This is a genomic window from Kitasatospora sp. NPDC059817 (assembly GCF_042731835.1).
Classification (GTDB): Bacteria; Actinomycetota; Actinomycetes; order Streptomycetales; family Streptomycetaceae; genus Kitasatospora.
The window spans coordinates 38694-57171 of the sequence record NZ_JBHWIR010000013.1 but is presented as its reverse complement, the minus strand read 5'-3'; the positions used below and the strand labels follow the sequence as shown (position 1 = coordinate 57171).

General features: G+C 73.0%; 18 protein-coding genes. 6 read left to right on the top strand and 12 right to left on the bottom strand.

Annotation, left to right across the window (positions count from 1 at the left end; translation table 11 throughout):
• Window positions 1-179 precede the first annotated feature (179 nt).
• The 6 genes from rlmB to ACFV61_RS04980 form a co-directional block, all read right to left on the bottom strand.
• On the bottom strand, window positions 180-1172 hold the full coding sequence (gene rlmB, locus ACFV61_RS05005) for a 23S rRNA (guanosine(2251)-2'-O)-methyltransferase RlmB (protein WP_063348798.1): 993 nt from the start codon (window positions 1170-1172) through the stop codon (window positions 180-182).
• A 135-nt stretch (window positions 1173-1307) separates the two neighbouring features.
• The gene (gene cysS / locus ACFV61_RS05000; protein WP_380378032.1) at window positions 1308-2717 is read right to left on the bottom strand and encodes a cysteine--tRNA ligase; all 1410 of its coding nucleotides are present in this window, start codon (window positions 2715-2717) and stop codon (window positions 1308-1310) included.
• A 94-nt stretch (window positions 2718-2811) separates the two neighbouring features.
• Window positions 2812-3204, bottom strand: coding sequence for a PPOX class F420-dependent oxidoreductase (locus tag ACFV61_RS04995; RefSeq protein WP_063348796.1), 393 nt, complete (start codon window positions 3202-3204; stop codon window positions 2812-2814).
• A gap of 146 nt (window positions 3205-3350) precedes the next feature.
• The gene (ispF, locus tag ACFV61_RS04990) at window positions 3351-3872 is read right to left on the bottom strand and encodes a 2-C-methyl-D-erythritol 2,4-cyclodiphosphate synthase (protein WP_350878367.1); all 522 of its coding nucleotides are present in this window, start codon (window positions 3870-3872) and stop codon (window positions 3351-3353) included.
• Window positions 3862-4587 carry a 2-C-methyl-D-erythritol 4-phosphate cytidylyltransferase gene (gene ispD, locus ACFV61_RS04985; RefSeq protein ID WP_107452910.1) on the bottom strand — a complete coding sequence of 242 codons (726 nt, stop codon included), beginning with the start codon at window positions 4585-4587 and terminating at the stop codon, window positions 3862-3864. The genes ispF and ispD overlap by 11 nt, the downstream gene beginning before the upstream one ends.
• A gap of 311 nt (window positions 4588-4898) precedes the next feature.
• Window positions 4899-5381 carry a CarD family transcriptional regulator gene (locus tag ACFV61_RS04980; RefSeq protein WP_030244332.1) on the bottom strand — a complete coding sequence of 161 codons (483 nt, stop codon included), beginning with the start codon at window positions 5379-5381 and terminating at the stop codon, window positions 4899-4901.
• Between the two features lie 428 nt (window positions 5382-5809).
• Between ACFV61_RS04980 and ACFV61_RS04975 the strand changes: the two genes are divergently transcribed.
• Window positions 5810-6475: a DUF461 domain-containing protein gene (locus tag ACFV61_RS04975; protein ID WP_380490159.1), complete on the top strand. Its 666-nt coding sequence runs from the start codon at window positions 5810-5812 to the stop codon at window positions 6473-6475.
• A gap of 109 nt (window positions 6476-6584) precedes the next feature.
• Here the strand turns inward: ACFV61_RS04975 and ACFV61_RS04970 are convergent, their stop codons facing one another.
• Window positions 6585-7280, bottom strand: coding sequence for a response regulator transcription factor (locus tag ACFV61_RS04970; protein WP_030061050.1), 696 nt, complete (start codon window positions 7278-7280; stop codon window positions 6585-6587).
• Between the two features lie 2 nt (window positions 7281-7282).
• Window positions 7283-8695, bottom strand: a complete 1413-nt coding sequence (locus ACFV61_RS04965; protein WP_380490157.1) for a sensor histidine kinase — start codon at window positions 8693-8695, stop codon at window positions 7283-7285.
• 307 nt (window positions 8696-9002) lie between these two features.
• Here ACFV61_RS04965 and phoU point away from each other — a divergent pair, with 307 nt between their 5' ends.
• Together phoU and ACFV61_RS04955 are read left to right on the top strand one after the other, a co-directional pair.
• Entirely contained in the window at window positions 9003-9683 is a 681-nt protein-coding gene (gene phoU / locus ACFV61_RS04960; protein WP_063348792.1) for a phosphate signaling complex protein PhoU, read from the top strand.
• 230 nt (window positions 9684-9913) lie between these two features.
• On the top strand, window positions 9914-10093 hold the full coding sequence (locus ACFV61_RS04955) for a hypothetical protein (RefSeq protein WP_063348791.1): 180 nt from the start codon (window positions 9914-9916) through the stop codon (window positions 10091-10093).
• 115 nt (window positions 10094-10208) lie between these two features.
• Here the strand turns inward: ACFV61_RS04955 and ACFV61_RS04950 are convergent, their stop codons facing one another.
• Window positions 10209-10799, bottom strand: a complete 591-nt coding sequence (locus tag ACFV61_RS04950) for a lytic polysaccharide monooxygenase (protein WP_063348790.1) — start codon at window positions 10797-10799, stop codon at window positions 10209-10211.
• 282 nt (window positions 10800-11081) lie between these two features.
• Entirely contained in the window at window positions 11082-11840 is a 759-nt protein-coding gene (locus ACFV61_RS04945) for a phosphoglyceromutase (RefSeq protein WP_380341330.1), read from the bottom strand.
• Window positions 11841-11989: 149 nt separating this feature from the next.
• Here ACFV61_RS04945 and ACFV61_RS04940 point away from each other — a divergent pair, with 149 nt between their 5' ends.
• Window positions 11990-13348 carry an MDR family MFS transporter gene (locus ACFV61_RS04940; RefSeq protein WP_380490155.1) on the top strand — a complete coding sequence of 453 codons (1359 nt, stop codon included), beginning with the start codon at window positions 11990-11992 and terminating at the stop codon, window positions 13346-13348.
• A 22-nt stretch (window positions 13349-13370) separates the two neighbouring features.
• Here ACFV61_RS04940 and ACFV61_RS04935 read toward each other — a convergent pair whose 3' ends face one another.
• Together ACFV61_RS04935 and mshA are read right to left on the bottom strand one after the other, a co-directional pair.
• On the bottom strand, window positions 13371-13883 hold the full coding sequence (locus tag ACFV61_RS04935) for a YbjN domain-containing protein (protein ID WP_363375114.1): 513 nt from the start codon (window positions 13881-13883) through the stop codon (window positions 13371-13373).
• 119 nt (window positions 13884-14002) lie between these two features.
• Complete coding sequence (mshA, locus tag ACFV61_RS04930; protein WP_380490185.1) at window positions 14003-15373, bottom strand: D-inositol-3-phosphate glycosyltransferase; 1371 nt, start codon at window positions 15371-15373, stop codon at window positions 14003-14005.
• Between the two features lie 218 nt (window positions 15374-15591).
• On the opposite strand from mshA, the gene ACFV61_RS04925 reads away from it, so the two are divergent.
• Window positions 15592-16422 carry a hypothetical protein gene (locus ACFV61_RS04925; protein WP_063348785.1) on the top strand — a complete coding sequence of 277 codons (831 nt, stop codon included), beginning with the start codon at window positions 15592-15594 and terminating at the stop codon, window positions 16420-16422.
• A gap of 450 nt (window positions 16423-16872) precedes the next feature.
• Window positions 16873-18363, top strand: a complete 1491-nt coding sequence (locus ACFV61_RS04920; RefSeq protein WP_063348784.1) for a PP2C family protein-serine/threonine phosphatase — start codon at window positions 16873-16875, stop codon at window positions 18361-18363.
• Window positions 18364-18478: the final 115 nt, after the last annotated feature.

The following is an 18478-nucleotide window of genomic DNA, read 5'->3' as shown; positions in this document are numbered from 1 at the left end:
ACACTATTTGTTTGCGCGCGGCAGCTTTCTTTTTTTAAACCCACACCGCCGTTGTGTTGGCCGGCAAATTTTTAAAACTCACCCCAACACCCGCTGGGGGGCGGGGGGGCCCCCCCCCGCTTTTCACTCGGATTGCGGAGAATTCAGAAGTTCCCCTGTGCCCCGCACACCGGCTGTGCTCAGCGCTTGGCGCGCAGTCGCGCGGCCTCGTAGAGCACGATGCCCGCCGCGACACCGGCGTTCAGCGACTCGGTCAGCCCGGACATCGGGATCCGCACCCGCATGTCGCAGGTCTCCGAGACCAGCCGGGACAGGCCCTTGCCCTCGCTGCCCGCGACGATCACCACCGGACCGGTCAGCAGCTCCAGGTCGCCCAGCTCGGCCTCGCCGTCGGCGGCCAGGCCGACCACCATGAGGCCGGCCTTCTGGTAGGCCTCCAGGGTGCGGGTGAGGTTGGTGGCCCGGGCGACGGGCAGGCGGGCGGCCGCGCCGGAGGAGGTCTTCCAGGCACCGGCGGTCATGCCGGCCGCGCGGCGCTCGGGGATGACCACGCCGTGCGCGCCGAAGGCGGCGGCGGAGCGGACCACGGCGCCGAGGTTGCGCGAGTCGGTGACGCCGTCCAGCGCGATGATCAGCGCGTCCTGGCCCGAGTCGGAGGCCTCGACCAGCAGGTCGTCGGGGTGCGCGTACTCGTACGGCGGCACCTGGAGCACGAGGCCCTGGTGGTTGAGCCCGCCGGTCATCTGGTCCAGCTGCGGGCGCGGGGCCTCCATCAGCGGGATGCCGCGGTCGTTGGCGGCCTGGAAGGCGTCGCGGACGCGGTCGTCGGTGTCGACGAACTGCTGGACGTACAGCGCGGTGGCCGGGACGCCGCCCTGAAGGGCCTCGACGACCGAGTTGCGGCCGAAGACGAGCTCGGCGCTGCCCGCACCGCCCCGGCCGCCGCGACCGGCGCCGCCGGCGCGGCGCATGCCGGCGCGGGCCTTGGCGTCCCGCTCGCGCTTGACCGCGGCGTTGGCGGCGCGCTGCTTCGGGTGGCCCTTGCGCTCCGCTCCGGGCGGGGTCGGGCCCTTGCCCTGGAGCGCCTTCCGGCTGTGGCCGCCGGTACCGACAGACGCGCCCTTCTTCGATCCGGGGTTGCGGCGGTTCCTGCGCTGGCTGTTGCCGGCCATGGCTGTACTTCCTGTCTGTCCGGCATGCCCGGCCGCCCCGTTCTGTCCGGCGGCGGCCGACTGCATGCGCTACGTCATGCGGGAGGGCCGCACCGGTCCGGTACGGCCCACCCTCACCCCGATCGTCAGATGGGGTTACTGGCTGTTGATCGTCCAGCGCGGGCCGGACGGGGTGTCCTCGATCACCAGCCCGGCCAGGCCGAGCTGGTCGCGGATGGCGTCCGCGGTGGCGAAGTCCTTGCGCTGACGCGCCGCCTGCCGCTGGTCCAGGACCAGGCGGACCAGCGAGTCGACCACACCGTGCATGCTCTTCATTGTCCCAGGCTCGCCGCGCTCCGCCCCGACCCACTGCGGGTCGAGCGGGTCGAGGCCCAGCACTCCGAGCATCGCACGGACCTCGGCCAGACGCGCCACCGCGTTCTCCTTGTCGTCCGCGTTCAGGGCGCTGTTGCCCTGGCGGACGGCGGTGTGCACGACGGCGAGCGCCTGCGGAACGCCCAGGTCGTCGTCCATCGCCTCGGCGAAGGCCGGCGGCACCTCGGGGGCGGCATCGACCGCCCCGCAGCGCTCGACGGTGCGCTGGATGAAGCCCTCGATCCGGCCGAACCCGGCCTCGGCCTCGCGCAGGGCGTCCTCGCTGTACTCGATCATCGAGCGGTAGTGCGGGGTGCCCAGGTAGTAGCGGAGCACGATCGGACGCCAGCGCTGGACCATCTCGGAGACCAGCACCGAGTTGCCCAGCGACTTGCTCATCTTCTCGCCGGCCATGGTGACCCAGGCGTTGTGCACCCAGAAGCTGGCGAAGGCGTCGCCGTAGGCCTTGGACTGGGCGATCTCGTTCTCGTGGTGCGGGAAGATCAGGTCCAGCCCGCCGCCGTGGATGTCGAAGGCCGGGCCGAGGTACTTGTGGACCATCGCCGAGCACTCCAGGTGCCAGCCCGGCCGGCCGCGGCCCCACGGGGTCTCCCAGCTCGGCTCGCCCGGCTTGGCGGCCTTCCACATCGCGAAGTCGCGCTGGTCCCGCTTGCCGGTCTCGCCCTCGCCCTCGGGCTGGCGCAGGTCGTCGAGCTTCTGGTTGGAGAGCGCGAGGTACTCCGGGTACGACTTCACGTCGAAGTAGACGTTGCCGTCGGCCGCGTAGGCGTGGCCCTTCTCGATGAGCCCCCGCATCATCTCGACCATCTCGGGGATGTGCCCGGTGGCCCGCGGCTCGACGGTCGGCGGCAGGCAACCGAGCGCGGTGTAGCCGTCGTTGAACGCCCGCTCGTTCTCGTAGGCGATCTGCCACCACGGGATGCCGAACTCGCGCTCCTTGGCGATCACCTTGTCGTCGATGTCGGTGACGTTCCGGGCGAAGGTGATCTGGTAGCCGCGGTAGGCGAACCACCGCTGCATGATGTCGAAGTTGAGACCGGACCGGATGTGCCCGATATGAGGCGCCGACTGGACGGTAGCGCCGCACAGGTAGATCGAGACACAACCCGGTACAAGCGGGACGAAGTCGCGTACCTGGCGGGTGCTGGTGTCGTACAGGCGAATGCTCACAGCGTCAAGCGTAGTGGGCAGGAGGGGGTGCCCCGCGACATTCCCCGGGAATGATATGCAGCACTCCCGGGGAACCACGGGCCGCGCGGGCCGGTCAGATGTTGCCGACCACCTTGCGCGGGCTGAGCCGGACGACCACCCGGACGTCGTCCGGGCCGTCGAACCCGTACTCCTCGCCGCGGTACTTGCGGGACAGTTCGTTGATCAGCTCCCGGCCGCCCTCGGTGGTCATCGTCGCCGAACCGCGCACCTCGACGTACTCGTACGGGTTCTCCGGCGGGTTGACCACGAGCGAGATGCGCGGGTCCCGCACCAGGTTGAGGTGCTTGCGGCGGCCCTGGACGGTGGAGAACAGGATGTCGTCGCCGTCCCGCGTGACCCAGACGACCGAGGACTGGGGGCTGCCGTCGGGCTGGATCGTGGACACCACGGCAAAGCTCTTGCGGTCGAGCAATTCCTTGGCGGGGCCTGAGAGTTCGACGCCCATCGAGAACCTCTTCTCATCGTCGGCGGTACGGCCCGAGGGGAAGCCCCGCCCGGGCCCGAAACCGCACACTACCGACCGATCCACCGCCACGCCGGGTGAACACTCGTCAGGGCCCGCCTATTCCGGCCCTGCCGACCGCGCCCGGCTCAACGCCGTTCGTACACCAGGGCCGTGGCGATCGCGGCCAGTCCCTCGGCCCGACCGGTCAGGCCCAGGCCGTCCGTGGTGGTGCCGGACACCGACACCGGCGCGCCGGCCGCGGCCGACAGCGCGGCCTGCGCCTCGGCCCGCCGCTTGCCGATCTTCGGCCGGACGCCGACCACCTGGACCGCGATGTTGCCGATCTCGAAGCCCTCCGCGCGCACCAGCCGGGCCGCCTCACCGAGCAGCTTCACCCCGGACGCGCCGGCCCACTCCGGCCGGTCGGTGCCGAAGTGCGCGCCCAGGTCGCCGATCCCGGCGGCCGAGAACAGCGCGTCGCAGGCCGCGTGCGCGGCCACGTCGGCGTCCGAGTGCCCGGAGAGCCCGACCCCGGCGTCCGGCCACTCCAGTCCGGCCACCCAGAGCGGGCGGCCGGCCTCGAAGGCGTGCACGTCGGTGCCGATGCCCACGCGCGGCAGCACGGGGGCCGGGGCCCGGTCGGCGGGCGTCAGCGGGTCAGTAGGCATCGGCGGCCCTCCGGCGGGCGAGTACGGCCTCGGCGAGCACGAGGTCCAGTGGACGGGTGACCTTGAACGCCTCCTCGTGGCCGGGCACCACGACGACCTGGCCGCCGTAGCGCTCCACCAGGCCCGCGTCGTCGGTGACCGGCGGCGCGTCGGCGGCGCCCGCGGCCTCCTCGGCCAGCGCCTTGGCGTGCACCCCGACCAGGGTGGCCCGGTCGAAGCCCTGCGGGGTCTGGACCGCGCGCAGGGTGGCCCGGTCGGGCGTGTCGAGCACCGGCTCGGGGCGGCCCGGGTTCGGCTCGACCCGCTTCACCGTGTCGGCCAGCGGCACCGCGGGCACCACCGCCCCGGCCCCGGCCCGGACGGCGGCCGCCACCGCGTCCACCACCTCGACCGGGACGAGCGGGCGGGCCGCGTCGTGCACCAGGACGATCTCCACCTCGGCCGGGATCGCGGCCAGGCCGAGCCGGACCGACTCCTGGCGGGTGGCGCCACCGGCGACCACCCGGATGTCCTTGCCGTCCAGCCCGTGGCTGTCCAGCAGGGCGACCACCTCGGCCACCCCGTCGGCGGGCGCGGCGACCACGACCAGGCCGACCGCCCGGCTGCGGGCCAGCGCCCGCACGGCGTGCACCAGGAGCGGCACGCCGCCCAGTTCCCGCAGGGCCTTCGGGGCACCGGGCCCCAGCCGCTCACCGCGTCCGGCGGCGGGCACCACTGCTGCTGCGACTGCTGCTGAGGCGTTCAGGTTTCACTCCTTCGGAGAAGTGGGTATGGCCTTGGCGTGCCCGGCGGGCGCTACGGGCCCCTTCCGAAGAATTACGGTCCAACCGTCCGCCGCACAATCCCGCAGAATCGGTCTTGCAGGACGGAAAACGGTCTTGCCGGGCCTGGACCGGCTCGGGGCGGGGGCGTCGTCCGGACACGCCTCAGCGCCCGAAGTGCCACTGCACCACCCCGGGACGCTTCGTCCTGGGAGCGGCGCGCCGACACCGGGCGCTGTGAGCGGTGGGCGGCAGCCCGACTGCGCTACGAGGCCAGCACCTCGTCGAGCAGCGTCTCCGCCTTGTCCTCGTTGGTGTTCTCCGCCAGCGCGAGCTCGCTGACGAGGATCTGGCGCGCCTTCGCGAGCATCCGCTTCTCGCCGGCCGAGAGGCCGCGCTCGCGCTCACGGCGCCAGAGGTCGCGCACAACCTCGGCGACCTTGATAACGTCGCCAGAGGCGAGCTTCTCCAGGTTCGCCTTGTAGCGACGGGACCAGTTGGTCGGCTCTTCGGTGTACGGTGCGCGCAGCACCTCGAAGACCCGGTCCAGACCCTCCTGGCCGACTACATCGCGCACGCCGACGAACTCCGCGTTCTCAGCGGGCACGCGGAGCGTCAGGTCTCCCTGCTGCACCTTGAGCACCAGGTAGGTCTTGTCCACACCTTTGATCTGGCGAATTTCGATGGCCTCGATCAGCGCGGCCCCGTGATGGGGGTAGACCACCGTGTCGCCAACCTTGAACGTCATGTGACAGGACCCCTTCCGTGGCTTTCCAGAATAACACGCTTTTCAGCGCACCCGAAGGGCGTTTTCGCAGGTCAGGGCCGGTCTCGGGGCTTGACAAGGACCCCCATGACGTGCTGCGACCGGTGTTCGAGGGAGGCTTCCCGCAGGTCGGAGGCGGTTCCAGCGTTCGGCGAAACCTTGCGCAACACCCTGGAAACCATGATTGGATCTTGGGTTTTCACCGTTTATCGGGCCGTATCCACATCGTTATTCGATCTTGGTCGAAGCTTGTCCCGAGAGTGACCCGGACACGCCACAAGTGCGGCCGGACGGCCGCCCCGCGAACCCCGGGAGTGCGACACGGGGACCACCCCGTGAGGAGCGCATAAGCGAGGTCGATAATCTGAGACCTGACCTATCGACACGTTGACTTAGGAGAAGCCGCCGCCGTGAGCCGCAGCCTTCGACGCGGCAGCATCGCCGCCATCGCCGCCATCGCCATCGCCTCGCTGTCGTCCTGCGCCGCCGGCAACACGCCGGACACGCTGCAGGTCAAGCCCGACAACGCGGCGGCAACCCTCGGAACGAACCTTCGGCTGAACAACATCGTGGTCGTCACCGGGGACGAGTCCTCGGGCGAGCACAACGGTCCCGCCAACGTGACCGTCAACATCGCCAACACGGGCAGCACCCCGGCGGAGCTGCAGTCCATCACCGTCGGCAACGGTGCCACCGCCGCGTTCTCCGACGCCGCGGGCGCCCCGCTGTCCACCATCGTCGTCCCGGCCGGCGGCGCCGTGGCGATCGGTGGCAACGGCAATCCGTCCGCCAAGGTCGCCTCGGTCGGCGTCCAGGTCGGCGGCTTCACCCCCACCTCGTTCACCTTCAAGGACGGCCAGAAGGTCGACGCCCAGGCCGGCGTGAGCCCGAACGCGGGCCTCTACAAGGGCTTCGGCCCGACGCCGGCCCCGGCGGCCGCGCCCACCAAGGGCGCCACCGCCGCGACCACCCCGGCCGCCGGCACCACCACCCCGGCCGCCCCGGCCACCACCGGTGCGCCCGCACCGTCCAGTTCCACCACCCCGGGTGCCACCCAGTCCGCCGGCGCCCACTGACGCACCACCCGGCGTCCGGCGGGCCCTCCCGGGCCTGCCGGACACCAACGCGAAGGCCCCCTCCGGCGACTGCCGGCGGGGGCCTTCCGCGTCTGTCCGCGCCCGCGGTTTACGGCTCGAACTTGTAGCCCAGGCCGCGGACCGTGACCAGGTAGCGCGGGGCGCCCGGGTCCGGCTCGATCTTGGCCCGCAGGCGCTTCACGTGGACGTCCAGGGTCTTGGTGTCGCCGACGTAGTCCGCGCCCCAGACCCGGTCGATCAGCTGCATGCGGGTGAGCACCCGGCCCGCGTTGCGCAGCAGCATCTCCAGCAGGTCGAACTCCTTCAGCGGGAGGTCGACCTTGGCGCCGTCCACGGTCACCACGTGCCGGTCGACGTCCATCCGGACCGGGCCGGCCTCCAGGGCACCCGGGCCGCCGCCGTTCTCGCCGGCACCGCCGTCCTCACCGCGGCGGCGCAGCACCGCCCGGATCCGGGCGACCAGCTCACGGGTGGAGTAGGGCTTGGTGACGTAGTCGTCCGCACCTATTTCCAGACCGACCACCTTGTCGATCTCGCTGTCCTTGGCGGTGACCATGATCACCGGCACGTTGGAGCGCACCCGCAGCTGACGGCAGACCTCGGTGCCCGGCAGGCCCGGCAGCATCAGGTCGAGCAGGACGAGGTCGGCGCCGTTGCGCTCGAACTGCTCCAGGGCGTCGGGGCCGGTGGCGGCGACAGCCACCTCGAAGCCTTCCTTGCGGAGCATGTACGAGAGGGCGTCGCTGAACGACTCCTCGTCCTCGACCACCAGTACTCGGGTCACGATCAGGCCTCCGGGGCAAGCTGGGGGGTTGTGTCTGACAGGGGGTGTTCCCGCTCCCCCGTGGGGAGCGGACGGTCCGTGCGGCCTGTGGTGGCCGTCCGGTCCGTGGTGAGGGTTCTGATGGGCGCGGCGGCGGCACCACGGCCGCCGGTGGCATCGCGGGCGCCGGTGTCGTCGGTGTCGTCGAGGTCGTCGGCCTCGGGCGCCTGCCCGGCGGGCAGGCGGATGGTGAAGGTCGAACCCTGGCCCTCGACGCTCCACACCGAGACCGTGCCGCCGTGCGAGGCGGCGACGTGCTTGACGATGGACAGGCCGAGGCCGGTTCCGCCGGTCGCCCGGGAGCGGGCCGGATCGACCCGGTAGAAGCGCTCGAAGACGCGCTCGCGGTCCTTCTCCGAGATGCCGATGCCCTGGTCGGTGACCGAGATCTCGATCAGCTCGCCGTCCGCCTCCCCGAGCGCCGCGGCGCTGGAGATCCGGCGGGTGGCGATCGCGACCCGGGTACGGGGCGGACTGTAGTTGACGGCGTTCTCGACCAGGTTGCCGAGTGCCGCGGCGAGCTGGCCGCGGTTGCCGTGCAGGTAGAGCCCGGCGATGCCGCCGGCCGTGATCAGGATCTGCTTGGCGGCGGCCTGCTGGCGGCAGCGGTCGATCGCCTCGGCGATCAGCTCGTCCACCGCGACGGGCTCCGGGTCCACCATCAGCCGGTCGTCCTGCACCCGGGAGAGGTCGATGATCTCCTGGACCAGGCTGGCCAGCCTGGTCGCCTCGATCTGCATCCGGCCGGCGAAGCGCTGCACCGCCTCCGGGTCGTCGGACGCGTCGGCGACCGCCTCGGAGAGCAGCGACAGGGCGCCCACCGGGGTCTTCAGCTCGTGGCTGACGTTGGCCACGAAGTCCCGGCGGACCGCCTCCACCCGGCGGCGCTCGGTCTGGTCCTCGACCAGCACCAGCACCAGCCGGGAGCCCAGCGGGGCGACCCGGACGGAGACCGCGAGCGGCTCGCCCGCACGGGCCACGCCGGGGCGGGGCACCTCCAGTTCGACCTGGCGGATCTCGCCGTCCCGGCGGGTGGCGCGCGCCAGCGAGAGCATCTGGTCCACGGCGACCGCGCCGCCGCGCACCAGTCCCATCGCGTACGCCGCGGAGCTGGCCTTGACCACCTCGTCGCCCTCGCCCAGCACGATCGCGCAGGAGCGGAGGACGGAGAGGACGGTGTCCACCCCCGGCGGCAGCGGGGGCTCCGGGGTGCCGGCGCCCAGCCCTTGGTGCCGACCGTGGTGTCTGCTGCTGGTGCCGCCGTACCTGCCCCTGGCCTGCTCGCGCTCGCTCCAACGGAAGGCGATGGAGGCCGTGAGGCCGACGCCGAGCCCGGCTATGGCGCAGGCAGCGGCGGCGGCCACGTTCACGTCCATGTGGCCAGCGTAAGCGCACGGCCAGGGCACTCCCCAAGGGCCCGATCAAGGCATCGGCCACGCGTTGCCGAGAATTCACCTTCACGTGGCCGCTGATTCACCACACCGGCCGTGCATCGTCGCCCGGACGGCCCAGAGTTGGCCATGCAGCCCGTGTGGGAGTGGGCGGCGGGCCGAACCACCGGCCGCCGTCTCAGGTGTGCGCGTACGATTCGCGCCACCAGCAGCGGTCACCCGGACGACAAGACGATCGTCGGACGGGCCGGCCGGTCGGCACCGCCACCGACACAGCTACTGAGGAGAGAGCATGCGCGACGCGTACCACGAGGAACTCGATGCGATCGGCGACAGCCTGGTCGAGATGGCCCGACTGGTCGGCTCGGCCCTGGGCCGGGCCACCACCGCACTCCTCGACGCGGACCTGGCGCTGGCGGAGAGCGTGATCGCCGCCGACGAGAAGATCAACGACCTCCACCACGAGCTGGAGAACCGCGCGATCGACCTGCTCGCCCGCCAGCAGCCGGTCGCCACCGACCTGCGCATCGTCGTCACCTCGCTGCGGATGAGCTCCGACCTGGAGCGCTGCGGCGACCTCGCCCGGCACGTCGCCAAGGTCGCGCGGATGCGCTACCCCGACTCCGCCGTGCCCGGCGACCTGCACTCCACCGTCCTGGAGATGGGCCAGCTCGCCCAGCGCCTGGTGGCCAAGACCGGCCTGGTGATCGCCACCAAGGACGTCGACAAGGCCCTGGAGCTGGAGCAGGACGACGACGCGATCGACTCCCTGCACCGCGAGCTGCTGTCGCACCTGATCGACGACCGCTGGCACCACGGCATCGAGACCGCCGTCGACATCACCCTGGTCGGCCGCTACTACGAGCGCTTCGCGGACCACGCGGTGTCGGTCGCCAAGCGCGTGGTGTACCTGGTGACGGGCGAGCACGTGGCCGAGTTCGTGGCCTCCTCGGAGGCCGCGGCGGCGGAGTGACCTCGTGCGGGTGCGGTGCGGCCGCCTCGGGGCTCGGCAGCTCGGGGCTCGGGGCTTCAAGGGGCGGCCGCTCCCCCCACAGGGTGAGTAAACCTGCGACAGGGGTGGTGGGGGCGCACGACGACCCGTACATCCCACCACTGCGCGCCCGTTGACGCTCCCTCCGATCGGCGGCTTCACTCGACGTTGGGGGCACAGGACTGTGCCCGTCACTAGGAGGGAACAGCTCGATGAAGGCCAACCCCACCCGACCGGCACGCGCCCACGAAACCGTCGAGCCGCCCACCCCGAAGCTCCTGCCCGTCCTCGCGGCCGGCTGCGGCTGCGGCCCCGGCTGCGGCTGCGGCTGCCAGTCCGGCGCGCCCTGCCAGTGCGGCGGCGCGGACGGCGGCTGCTGCGGCGGCCACTGAGCGGTCCGCCGCCAAGGAGTTCCCGAGGTGCACGGCCTTCCGTCGGCCGTGCACCTCGTTGCGCGTCCTGGTGCCGCGCGTCCGCGGCACGGCGTCCGCCGTGCCGCCCCGGGCGTCAGAACTGGACGTCGGTGCAGGAGTAGAAGGCGTTCCCGGTGTCGGCGATCGTCCAGACCGCGACCACGACCTGGTGGCCGGTGCGCCCGCTCGGGACGGTCGCGGTGTGGCTGAGCGTGCTGGGCACCTGCTTCCCGCCGTACGGGGCGATCAGGAAGGGCGTCAGGTCCAGGCTGTCCCGGGTGACGGGCTGGCTCGCGTCGTAGCCCGGCTTGGTCAGGTAGTACCGGAAGTCGGTGGTCGCGTGCCGGGCGGTGAACGTCCAGGTGAAGGTGAGCTGCTGCCCCGCCGTCACCGCGGTGGTCGGCCAGGCGCCGCCGTGCGGGTCGTCCAGCTCGGCGAAGCGGGAGTTGCCGCCGGCGCAGATGGTGCCGTCGGCGGGCCCGGCGTTCGGGAAGCCCTTGGGGCCCTCGACGCTCTGCGGCTCCCACTGGATGTCGCCGCAGTCCCACGACACCCCGCCCGCTCCGCAGAGCGCGGCCCTGCTGGGCGGCGTCGAGATGTACCCGTGGGACTGCGCCGGGACGGCGAGGGTGAGCGGCACCGCGAGCGCGGCGACCACCGCCCCGACGATGTGACGTGTGCGCATGATGCTCCTCCGTGGGGGTGGATGGAGAGTGCGCCGGGACGCAGACGCGCGCGCGTGGGGGTGCGGCGGCCGGGACGGGGAGATCCTTGGCATGCCTGCGGCAGTCCGGCGCCCTCACCGTAGGAGCGGACTCCGCCACCCGTCAATGGTCTGAACCACTATTGGGACGAGCCCGGATCCGACCGCCGAACCCAACCTCAACTCGGCTTCCGCACAGGCCGGTTGAACGACGAAGGCCCCGCCCCCGGCGAACCGGGAGGCGGGGCCGTGTCGGCAAGTGGCTTACTTCTTGCCCTGGTTCTTGACCGCCTCGATGGCCGCGGCGGCAGCGTCGGCGTCGAGGTAGCGGCCACCCTTGGCGACGGGCTTGAAGTCGGCGTCGAGCTCGTACACGAGCGGGATGCCGGTCGGGATGTTCAGGCCCGCGATGGCCTCGTCGGAGATGCCGTCGAGGTGCTTGACCAGCGCGCGCAGGCTGTTGCCGTGGGCGGTGACCAGGACGGTCTTGCCGGCGGCGAGGTCCGGGACGATGGCGTCGTACCAGTACGGGAGCATCCGGTCGACGACGTCCTTCAGGCACTCGGTGCGCGGACGCAGCTCGCTCGGGATGTCCGCGTAGCGGGCGTCACCGGCCTGCGAGTACTCGGCGTCATCGGCCAGCACCGGCGGCGGGGTGTCGTACGAGCGACGCCACAGCTGGAACTGCTCCTCGCCGAACTCGGCCAGGGTCTGGGCCTTGTCCTTGCCCTGGAGCGCACCGTAGTGTCGCTCGTTCAGGCGCCAGCTGCGGCTGACCGGGATCCAGTGGCGGTCGGCCTTGTCCAGGGCGATCTGCGAGGTGCGGATCGCACGGCGGAGCAGCGAGGTGTGCAGCACGTCCGGGAACAGGCCCTCGGCGGCCAGGAGCTCGCCACCGCGCGCGGCCTCCTTCTCGCCCTTCTCGTTGAGGTCGACGTCGACCCAACCGGTGAACAGGTTCTTCTGGTTCCACTGGCTCTCGCCGTGGCGGAGCAGGATGAGTCGGTACGTCGTGTCAGCCATGGCCCCCAGCTTAGTGGAGGCAGGAAAAGCGCTGGTCCGGACCTACGGCAGATGTGTAATGTGTGCACCGCCTATCTGACACTTACATACGTCGGCTGACCGGACCTGCCCGTGCCGCTCGGCGGACGCCTGCCCCGGGAGCCCCCCACATGCCCGTCGCCCTGTTCACCAACCCCCGGATCCGAAGGCTGATACAGGAGACGGTGGGCGGGCTACCACGGGAATTCTGGTGGCTCTGGGTGAGCACACTGGTGAACAAGCTGGGCGCTTTCGTGCTCACCTTCCTCGCGCTCTACCTGACCACCAACCGGGGCTACTCGGCCTCCTACGCGGGCCTGGTGGCCTCCCTCTACGGCCTCGGCTCGGCGGTCGCCGCGATCGGCGCCGGCGTGCTGACCGACCGGATCGGCCGACGCCCGACCCTGGTCGCCGCCCAGCTCGGCACCGCGCTGTTCACCGCCGTACTCGGCTTCACGGACGGCCAGGTGGCGATCGCCACGGTGGCCTTCCTGGTCGGCCTCTGCAACAACGCCACCCGGCCCGCGACCTCGGCGATCATCGCCGACCTCGTCCCGGCCGAGGACCGGGTCCGCGCGTACTCGCTGAACTACTGGGCGATCAACATCGGCTTCGGCCTCTCCGCCGCCGTGGCCGGCCTGATCGCCACCCACGGCTACCTCACGCTCTTCCTGCTCGACGCGCTCTCCACGCTGGTGTGCGCGGTGGTGATCTTCATCCGGATCCCCGAGACCAAGCCGCAGGAGTCACCCCGGCACGGGAAGGGGGCGGACGAGCCGGCGGTCGGCCTCGGCGCGGTGTTCCGGGACGGGCGGTTCATGGCCGTCGTCGGGCTCAACCTGCTGCTCGCCCTGATCCTCCAGCAGGGCAGCACCACCCTGGCCGTCGACATGGGCGCCGCGGGCATCAGCTCCACCGAGTACGGGCTGGTCATCGGCCTGAACGGGCTGCTGATCGTGGTGCTCCAGATCCCGCTCACCCGGTGGATGGAGACCCGCTCCCGGACCGCCATGCTGATAGCCAGCTGCCTGATCACGGGCTGGGGCTTCGGGCTGGCGGCTCTGGCCGGGTCGTCCGCGTGGTTGTTCGCCCTCTCGGTGGCGGTCTGGACGGTCGGCGAGGTCCTGAACGCGCCGACCATCATGGGCCTGGTCGCCGAACTGGCGCCGACCCACGCGCGCGGCCGCTACCAGGGCGTCTACTCGCTCTCCTGGTCGCTCGCCTCGTTCCTCGGCCCGGCGATCGGCGGTCTGCTGCTGCAGTACGCCGGCTCCGCGGTGCTCTGGGTCGTGTGCGGGGTCTGCGGCACGGTCGCGGCGGCCGGGCACGTGGTGCTCGGGCGGCGCACGGACGCGACGGCGGGCCGCGCCGGGGCGGTGACGGAGGTCGCGGTGCCGGAGGCCGCAGTGACCGAGGTCGCGGTGACCGGGGTGACGGTGACGGAGGAGACGGTGCCCGCCGCCGAGGAGAAGGCTCCGGCGGGCATTTGAGGACGCCGCCCCCGCTGCCGGGTCAGTCGGCCGCCGGAGCGGCCAGGTGCGCGAAGGCGGCCAGGTTGCGGGTGGACTCCCCGCGCTTGGTCCGCCACTCCCACTCGCGCCGGATCGCCGAGGCGAAGCCCAGCTCCAGCAGGGTGTTGAACGGCTCGTCGGCGTTCTCCAGCACCGTCCCGAGCAGCCGGTCCACGGCGTCCGGGGTGAGCGCCTCCAGGGGCAGGCGGCCGGCCAGGTAGACGTCGCCGAGCGGGTCGATCGCGTACGCGACGCCGTACAGCCGGGTGTTGCGCTCCAGCAGCCAGCGGTAGACGGCCTCGTGGTTCTCGTCCGGTCGGCGGATCACGAAGGCGTTCACCGACAGGGTGTGGTCGCCGACCCGCAGCGCGCAGGCGGTGCTCAGCTTGCGGGTGCCCGGGAGCGTCACCACCAGCGTGTACGGGTCGGTGGCGGCGGGCTCCCAGGCCGCTCCGGCGTCGTCCAGGGCGGTGCGCAGGAGGGTCAGGGCCTCGTCCTTGGTGCGGGTTGCCATGGGGGTGACGTTACTCGGCGGTACCGGGGGCGCGCACCAGCGGTGCGGGCCCCCGGCCGCCGCAGTCGGGCCGCAGCCGACTCGTGGTCCGGCCGCACCAGGCCCCGGTCAGGCCCTGGTCAGGCCAGCCGCCGCCGGGCGGCGGCCAAACGGCCGGCCGGGCGGGCCAGGCTGGCGGCGTACACCTCGGCGGTGCCGGCCGCGGCGGTGTCCCAGCCGAAGCCGGCCGCGTGCCGGGCCGCCGCCGCGCCGCGCCGGGCGACCAGAGCCCGGTCGGTGACGTACGGCTCCAGCGCGTGCGCCCAGGCCACCGGGTCGTGGCCGTGCACCAGCGTGCCCGTCTCGCCGTCCCGCACCGCGACCGGCAGGCCGCCGACCGAGGCCGCAACCACCGGGGTGCCGCAGGCCTGCGCCTCCAGCGCGACCAGCCCGAAGGACTCGCTGTACGAGGGCATCACCAGCGCCGTCGCCGCGCGGTACCACTGCGCGAGCTCGGCCTGGCCGACCGGCGGGTGGAACCGCACCACGTCGCTGATGCCCAGTTGGGCGGCGAGCTTGTGCAGGCTCTCCGGCCGGGCCAGTCCGGTGCCGGACGGACCGCCGACCACCGGCACCAGCAGGTGCTCGCGCAGCCCCGGGCGGCGCGCCAGCAGCTCGGCGACCGCCCGCAGCAGCACGTCCGGGGCCTTCAGCGGCTGGATCCGGCCCGCGAAGAGCAGCACCGCCGCGTCCTGCGGCAGGCCCAGCCGGGCCCGGGCGGCGGCCCGCGCCGACGCCCCGCCGGGGCGGAAGACGTCCAGGTTGACGCCGGGGTGGACGACGGCCAGCTGGTCCGGCCGGGCGGCGTAGTGCAGCGCCAGCTCGGCGGCCTCCTCGGTGGTGTTGGCGATCAGCCGGTCGGCCGCCTCGACCACCTGGGTCTCGCCGATCACCCGGGCCGCGGGCTCGGGCGTGTCCCCCTCGGCCAGCGCGGCGTTCTTGACCTTCGCCATGGTGTGCATGGTGTGCACCAGCGGCACCCCCCAGCGCTGCGCGGCCAGCCAGCCGACCTGCCCGGAGAGCCAGTAGTGCGAGTGCACCAGGTCGTAGTGGCCGGGGCGGTGGCCCGCCTCCGTCCGCAGCACCCCGTGGGTGAAGGCGCACAGCTGGGCGGGCAGGTCCTCCTTCAGCAGGCCCTCGTACGGGCCGGCGGTGACGTGCCGGACCAGCACGCCGGGGGCCAGCTCGACGGTGGGGGCGTCGTCCGAGCAGATCGCCCGGGTGAACACCTCGACCTCGATGTTGAGCGCGGCCAAGCGCTTGGCCAGCTCGACGATGTAGACGTTCATCCCGCCGGCGTCCCCCGTGCCGGGCTGGTGCAGCGGCGAGGTGTGGACACTCAGCATCGCTATCCGGCGCGGGCGGCGGCGGCCCGGGACGAGCGACTGGAGCCGGCCCCGCGCGGGCGCGGCGGGCTGGGCACGGCGTACCGAACGGACGGGGTGCTGGATCACCTGGCTGAAGCCTCCTCTGTGCGGCCCGTCTCGGCGGCCCGCGCACGGGCCGCCCGCTGTCCGGTGTGCGCTGCCCCGTCCCGGGCACACATCACCACCAGACAGCCAACCACCCGGCCCGCGTCCGGCATTCCCGCTCCGGCGGACGAGATGCCGGACGGGATGACGTCCCAGGTCACAGCGGTGCCGACGCGGACCCGACTACCCTTCCAGGCATGGCTGCCTCCTTCGACTCCGCGACCGCACCCGCCCGTGGGCGGACCGGACGGCCGGTGGGGACGGTCACCCGGGGCACCACCAACACCAATCGGCTGCGGCGGATGGACCGCTGGATCGCCCACACCCTCGGCCGCACGCTGCGCGCCGGCGGGCGCCCGCCGGTGGCGGTCGACCTCGGCTACGGCGCCGCGCCGTGGACGGCCGTCGAACTGGCCGGGCGGCTGCGCACGGTGCGCCCGGACGTCCGGGTGGTCGGGATCGAGATCGAGCCGGAGCGGGTCGCGGCCGCGCTGCCGTACGCCGAACCGCCGTTGCTCACCTTCCGGCGCGGCGGCTTCGAGGTCCCGCTGGACGGCGGCGCGCCGGCCCAGCTGATCCGGGCCGCCAACGTGCTGCGGCAGTACGACGAGTCGGCGGTGGCCGGGGTCTGGGAGCGGCTCTGCGCCCGGCTGGCCCCGGACGGGCTGCTGGTGGAGGGCACCTGCGACGAGATCGGGCGGCGGCACGTCTGGGTCGCGCTCGGCCCGGAAGGGCCCCGGACGGTGACCTTCGCGGCCCGGCTGGGCGGCCTCGGCCAGCCCTCCGACCTCGCCGAACGGCTGCCGAAGGCGCTGATCCACCACAACGTGCCGGGCCGGCCGGTGCACGCCTTCCTGGCCGACTTCGACCGGGCCTGGGCGGCGGCCGCGCCGTACGGGGCGTTCGGGGCGCGGCAGCGCTGGGTGGCGGCCTGCACGGCGCTGGCGGGCGACTGGCCGCTGGTGGACGCGCGCGGGCGGTGGCGGCAGGGCGAGGTCACGGTGCCGTGGAGCGCGCTCGCGCCGTAGCGGTTCGCGCGGCCGGGGTCGCCGGCGCGGACCGGGGCCGGTGCGGGTGAGCGACCCGCCGCATTCACTCGAACGAGTTATCGAATACCACTGGCGTGTTGACGCCCCATCACGTCACCATGGACGCCGCCGGACGACCCGCCCGTACGCCGTCGCCGCCCGGCGCCACGGCGTCCACCTGCGGCCCCCGACATCACCCTCGACCAGGGTGATCCGCGTCACCATCGCCCGTCCCCTTTCCTTCCCCGCCAACGCGGGGATCCCAGCCGTCGTCCGAGTCAGATCACCGCACCGCCACCGGCGTGGCAAAAACCACAACGGCGCCGGTCGGCCAGAGAAATCCCCGGAGATCACGTTATGGTCGCGAGAAGTTCCCCGGCGCACGGTGCCAGGCGGGCACTGCGGACGGGCGCTGACCGTTACGCACTCGGGGAAAGGGAGGAACCACCGATGCCCGCAACGGGAGACGGGCGGGCACCTGGTGCCACGAGCCTGTCGGGCGCCCAGGCCGGCGCCCCCGTTGACCATGCCCGCAACCGCCCGTCCCTGACCGGCCCGACGCCGGCCGGCCCGGTGACGGCCGCTCCCCCGATACCGCACCCCCGGCCCCAGAGCGGACGAACCTCGGCCCCCGCCGCCGCGACCGCAGCCGCCAGCAGCACCGCGCCGCTCAAACTGCTGGTGATCGAGGACGACGCCTCCGACGCCCAGCTGATCAAGGCGGCGGTCGCCGACAGCGGCACCTCGATCGAGATCCACTGGGCCCGCGGGCTGGAACAGGCCACCGAACTGCTCGCCGTGTCCCCGTCCGGCAGTCGGCGCGGGCGCTCCCGCGGCAGCGATTTCAGCTGCGTGCTGCTCGACCTCGCCGCACCCGCCGACCTGCCGCACCCGTCCGACGACTCCGACGGCCTCGAAGGCCTGCACGAACTGCTCCGCCGCGCCCCGCACACCGCGGTCGTGGTGCTCACCGACGCGGCCGGCGCCGAACTGGGCGCGGCCGCCGTCGCCGCGGGCGCCCAGGACTTCCTGATCAAGCACGCGACGGACGGCCCGCTGCTGGGCCGCGCCCTGCGCTACGCCGTCGAGCGCAAGCGCGCCGACGAGTCGCAGCGCCGCCTCGTCGAGGCCGAACTGCGCGGCCAGGAGAACGCCCGCCTCCAACGCCACCTGCTGCCCACCCCGCTGCTCGACGGCGCGGGCCTCTCCTTCACCCGGCGCTACCGCCCGGGTCGCCGCCGCGCCCTGCTCGGCGGCGACTTCTACGACGCCGTCCGCACCGACGACGGCACCGTCCACGTCGTGATCGGCGACGTCTGCGGCCACGGCCCGGACGAGGCCGCGCTCGGCGTCGCCCTCCGGATAGCGTGGCGCACCCTCGTCTTCGCGGGCCTCACCGGCGAGGCCCTGCTGACCACCCTCCAGCACGTGCTGGAACACGAGCGGCGCAGCGACGAGATCTTCGCGACGCTCTGCATGCTCGTCATCGAGCCGGGCGGCGCCAGCGGCGGCCTCGACTCGCTCGGCGCCGGCGAGCCTGCCCGGCTCTACCTCGCCGGGCACCCGGCGCCGCTGCTGCTCGGCCGCGACCACCAGCCGGTCACCCTGCCCGCCGACCTCGCCGGTCCGGCGCTCGGCCTGCTGCCGTGCCACGACGGGCAGGCCGCGTGGCCCGCCCAGCAGCTCGAACTGCAGCCCGGCTGGCGGTTGTTGCTCTACACCGACGGGCTGATCGAGGGCCGGGTCGGGGCCGGCTCCCGCCGCCTCGGCCAGGACGGGCTGGCCGACCTCATCGGCGACCACCAGTCCGCCGGGCTCACCCGGGGTCGGCTCGTCGACAGCGCCATCGCCGAGGTCGAGGAGCTGAACGGCGGCGCGCTGACGGACGACGTCGCGGTGCTGCTGCTGGAACGCAACCCGATGCAGCTGATCCTCGGCTGAGCCGGCCGGATCCGACTGGAGCCGGGTACGGCCGGGGGGGCGCGGGGGGGGGCCGCCCCCCCCCCGCGGGCGGGGGTGGTGGGGTGGAGGCGGCGCGCGGCGGGGGCGGGGCGGC

Bases quoted from the DNA above. Each gene is read 5' to 3' on its own strand.
- phoU (WP_063348792.1), top strand. From the start codon at position 9,003: ATGCGCGACGCGTACCACGAGGAACTCGATGCGATCGGCGACAGCCTG.
- rlmB (WP_063348798.1), bottom strand. From the start codon at position 1,172: ATGGCCGGCAACAGCCAGCGCAGGAACCGCCGCAACCCCGGATCGAAG.
- ACFV61_RS04945 (WP_380341330.1), bottom strand. From the start codon at position 11,840: ATGGCTGACACGACGTACCGACTCATCCTGCTCCGCCACGGCGAGAGC.
- ACFV61_RS04950 (WP_063348790.1), bottom strand. From the start codon at position 10,799: ATGCGCACACGTCACATCGTCGGGGCGGTGGTCGCCGCGCTCGCGGTG.
- ACFV61_RS04935 (WP_363375114.1), bottom strand. From the start codon at position 13,883: ATGGCAACCCGCACCAAGGACGAGGCCCTGACCCTCCTGCGCACCGCC.
- ACFV61_RS04980 (WP_030244332.1), bottom strand. From the start codon at position 5,381: ATGACGTTCAAGGTTGGCGACACGGTGGTCTACCCCCATCACGGGGCC.
- ACFV61_RS04920 (WP_063348784.1), top strand. From the start codon at position 16,873: ATGCCCGCAACGGGAGACGGGCGGGCACCTGGTGCCACGAGCCTGTCG.
- ACFV61_RS04940 (WP_380490155.1), top strand. From the start codon at position 11,990: ATGCCCGTCGCCCTGTTCACCAACCCCCGGATCCGAAGGCTGATACAG.
- ACFV61_RS04955 (WP_063348791.1), top strand. From the start codon at position 9,914: ATGAAGGCCAACCCCACCCGACCGGCACGCGCCCACGAAACCGTCGAG.
- ACFV61_RS04995 (WP_063348796.1), bottom strand. From the start codon at position 3,204: ATGGGCGTCGAACTCTCAGGCCCCGCCAAGGAATTGCTCGACCGCAAG.
- ACFV61_RS04965 (WP_380490157.1), bottom strand. From the start codon at position 8,695: ATGGACGTGAACGTGGCCGCCGCCGCTGCCTGCGCCATAGCCGGGCTC.
- ACFV61_RS04925 (WP_063348785.1), top strand. From the start codon at position 15,592: ATGGCTGCCTCCTTCGACTCCGCGACCGCACCCGCCCGTGGGCGGACC.
- ispF (WP_350878367.1), bottom strand. From the start codon at position 3,872: ATGCCTACTGACCCGCTGACGCCCGCCGACCGGGCCCCGGCCCCCGTG.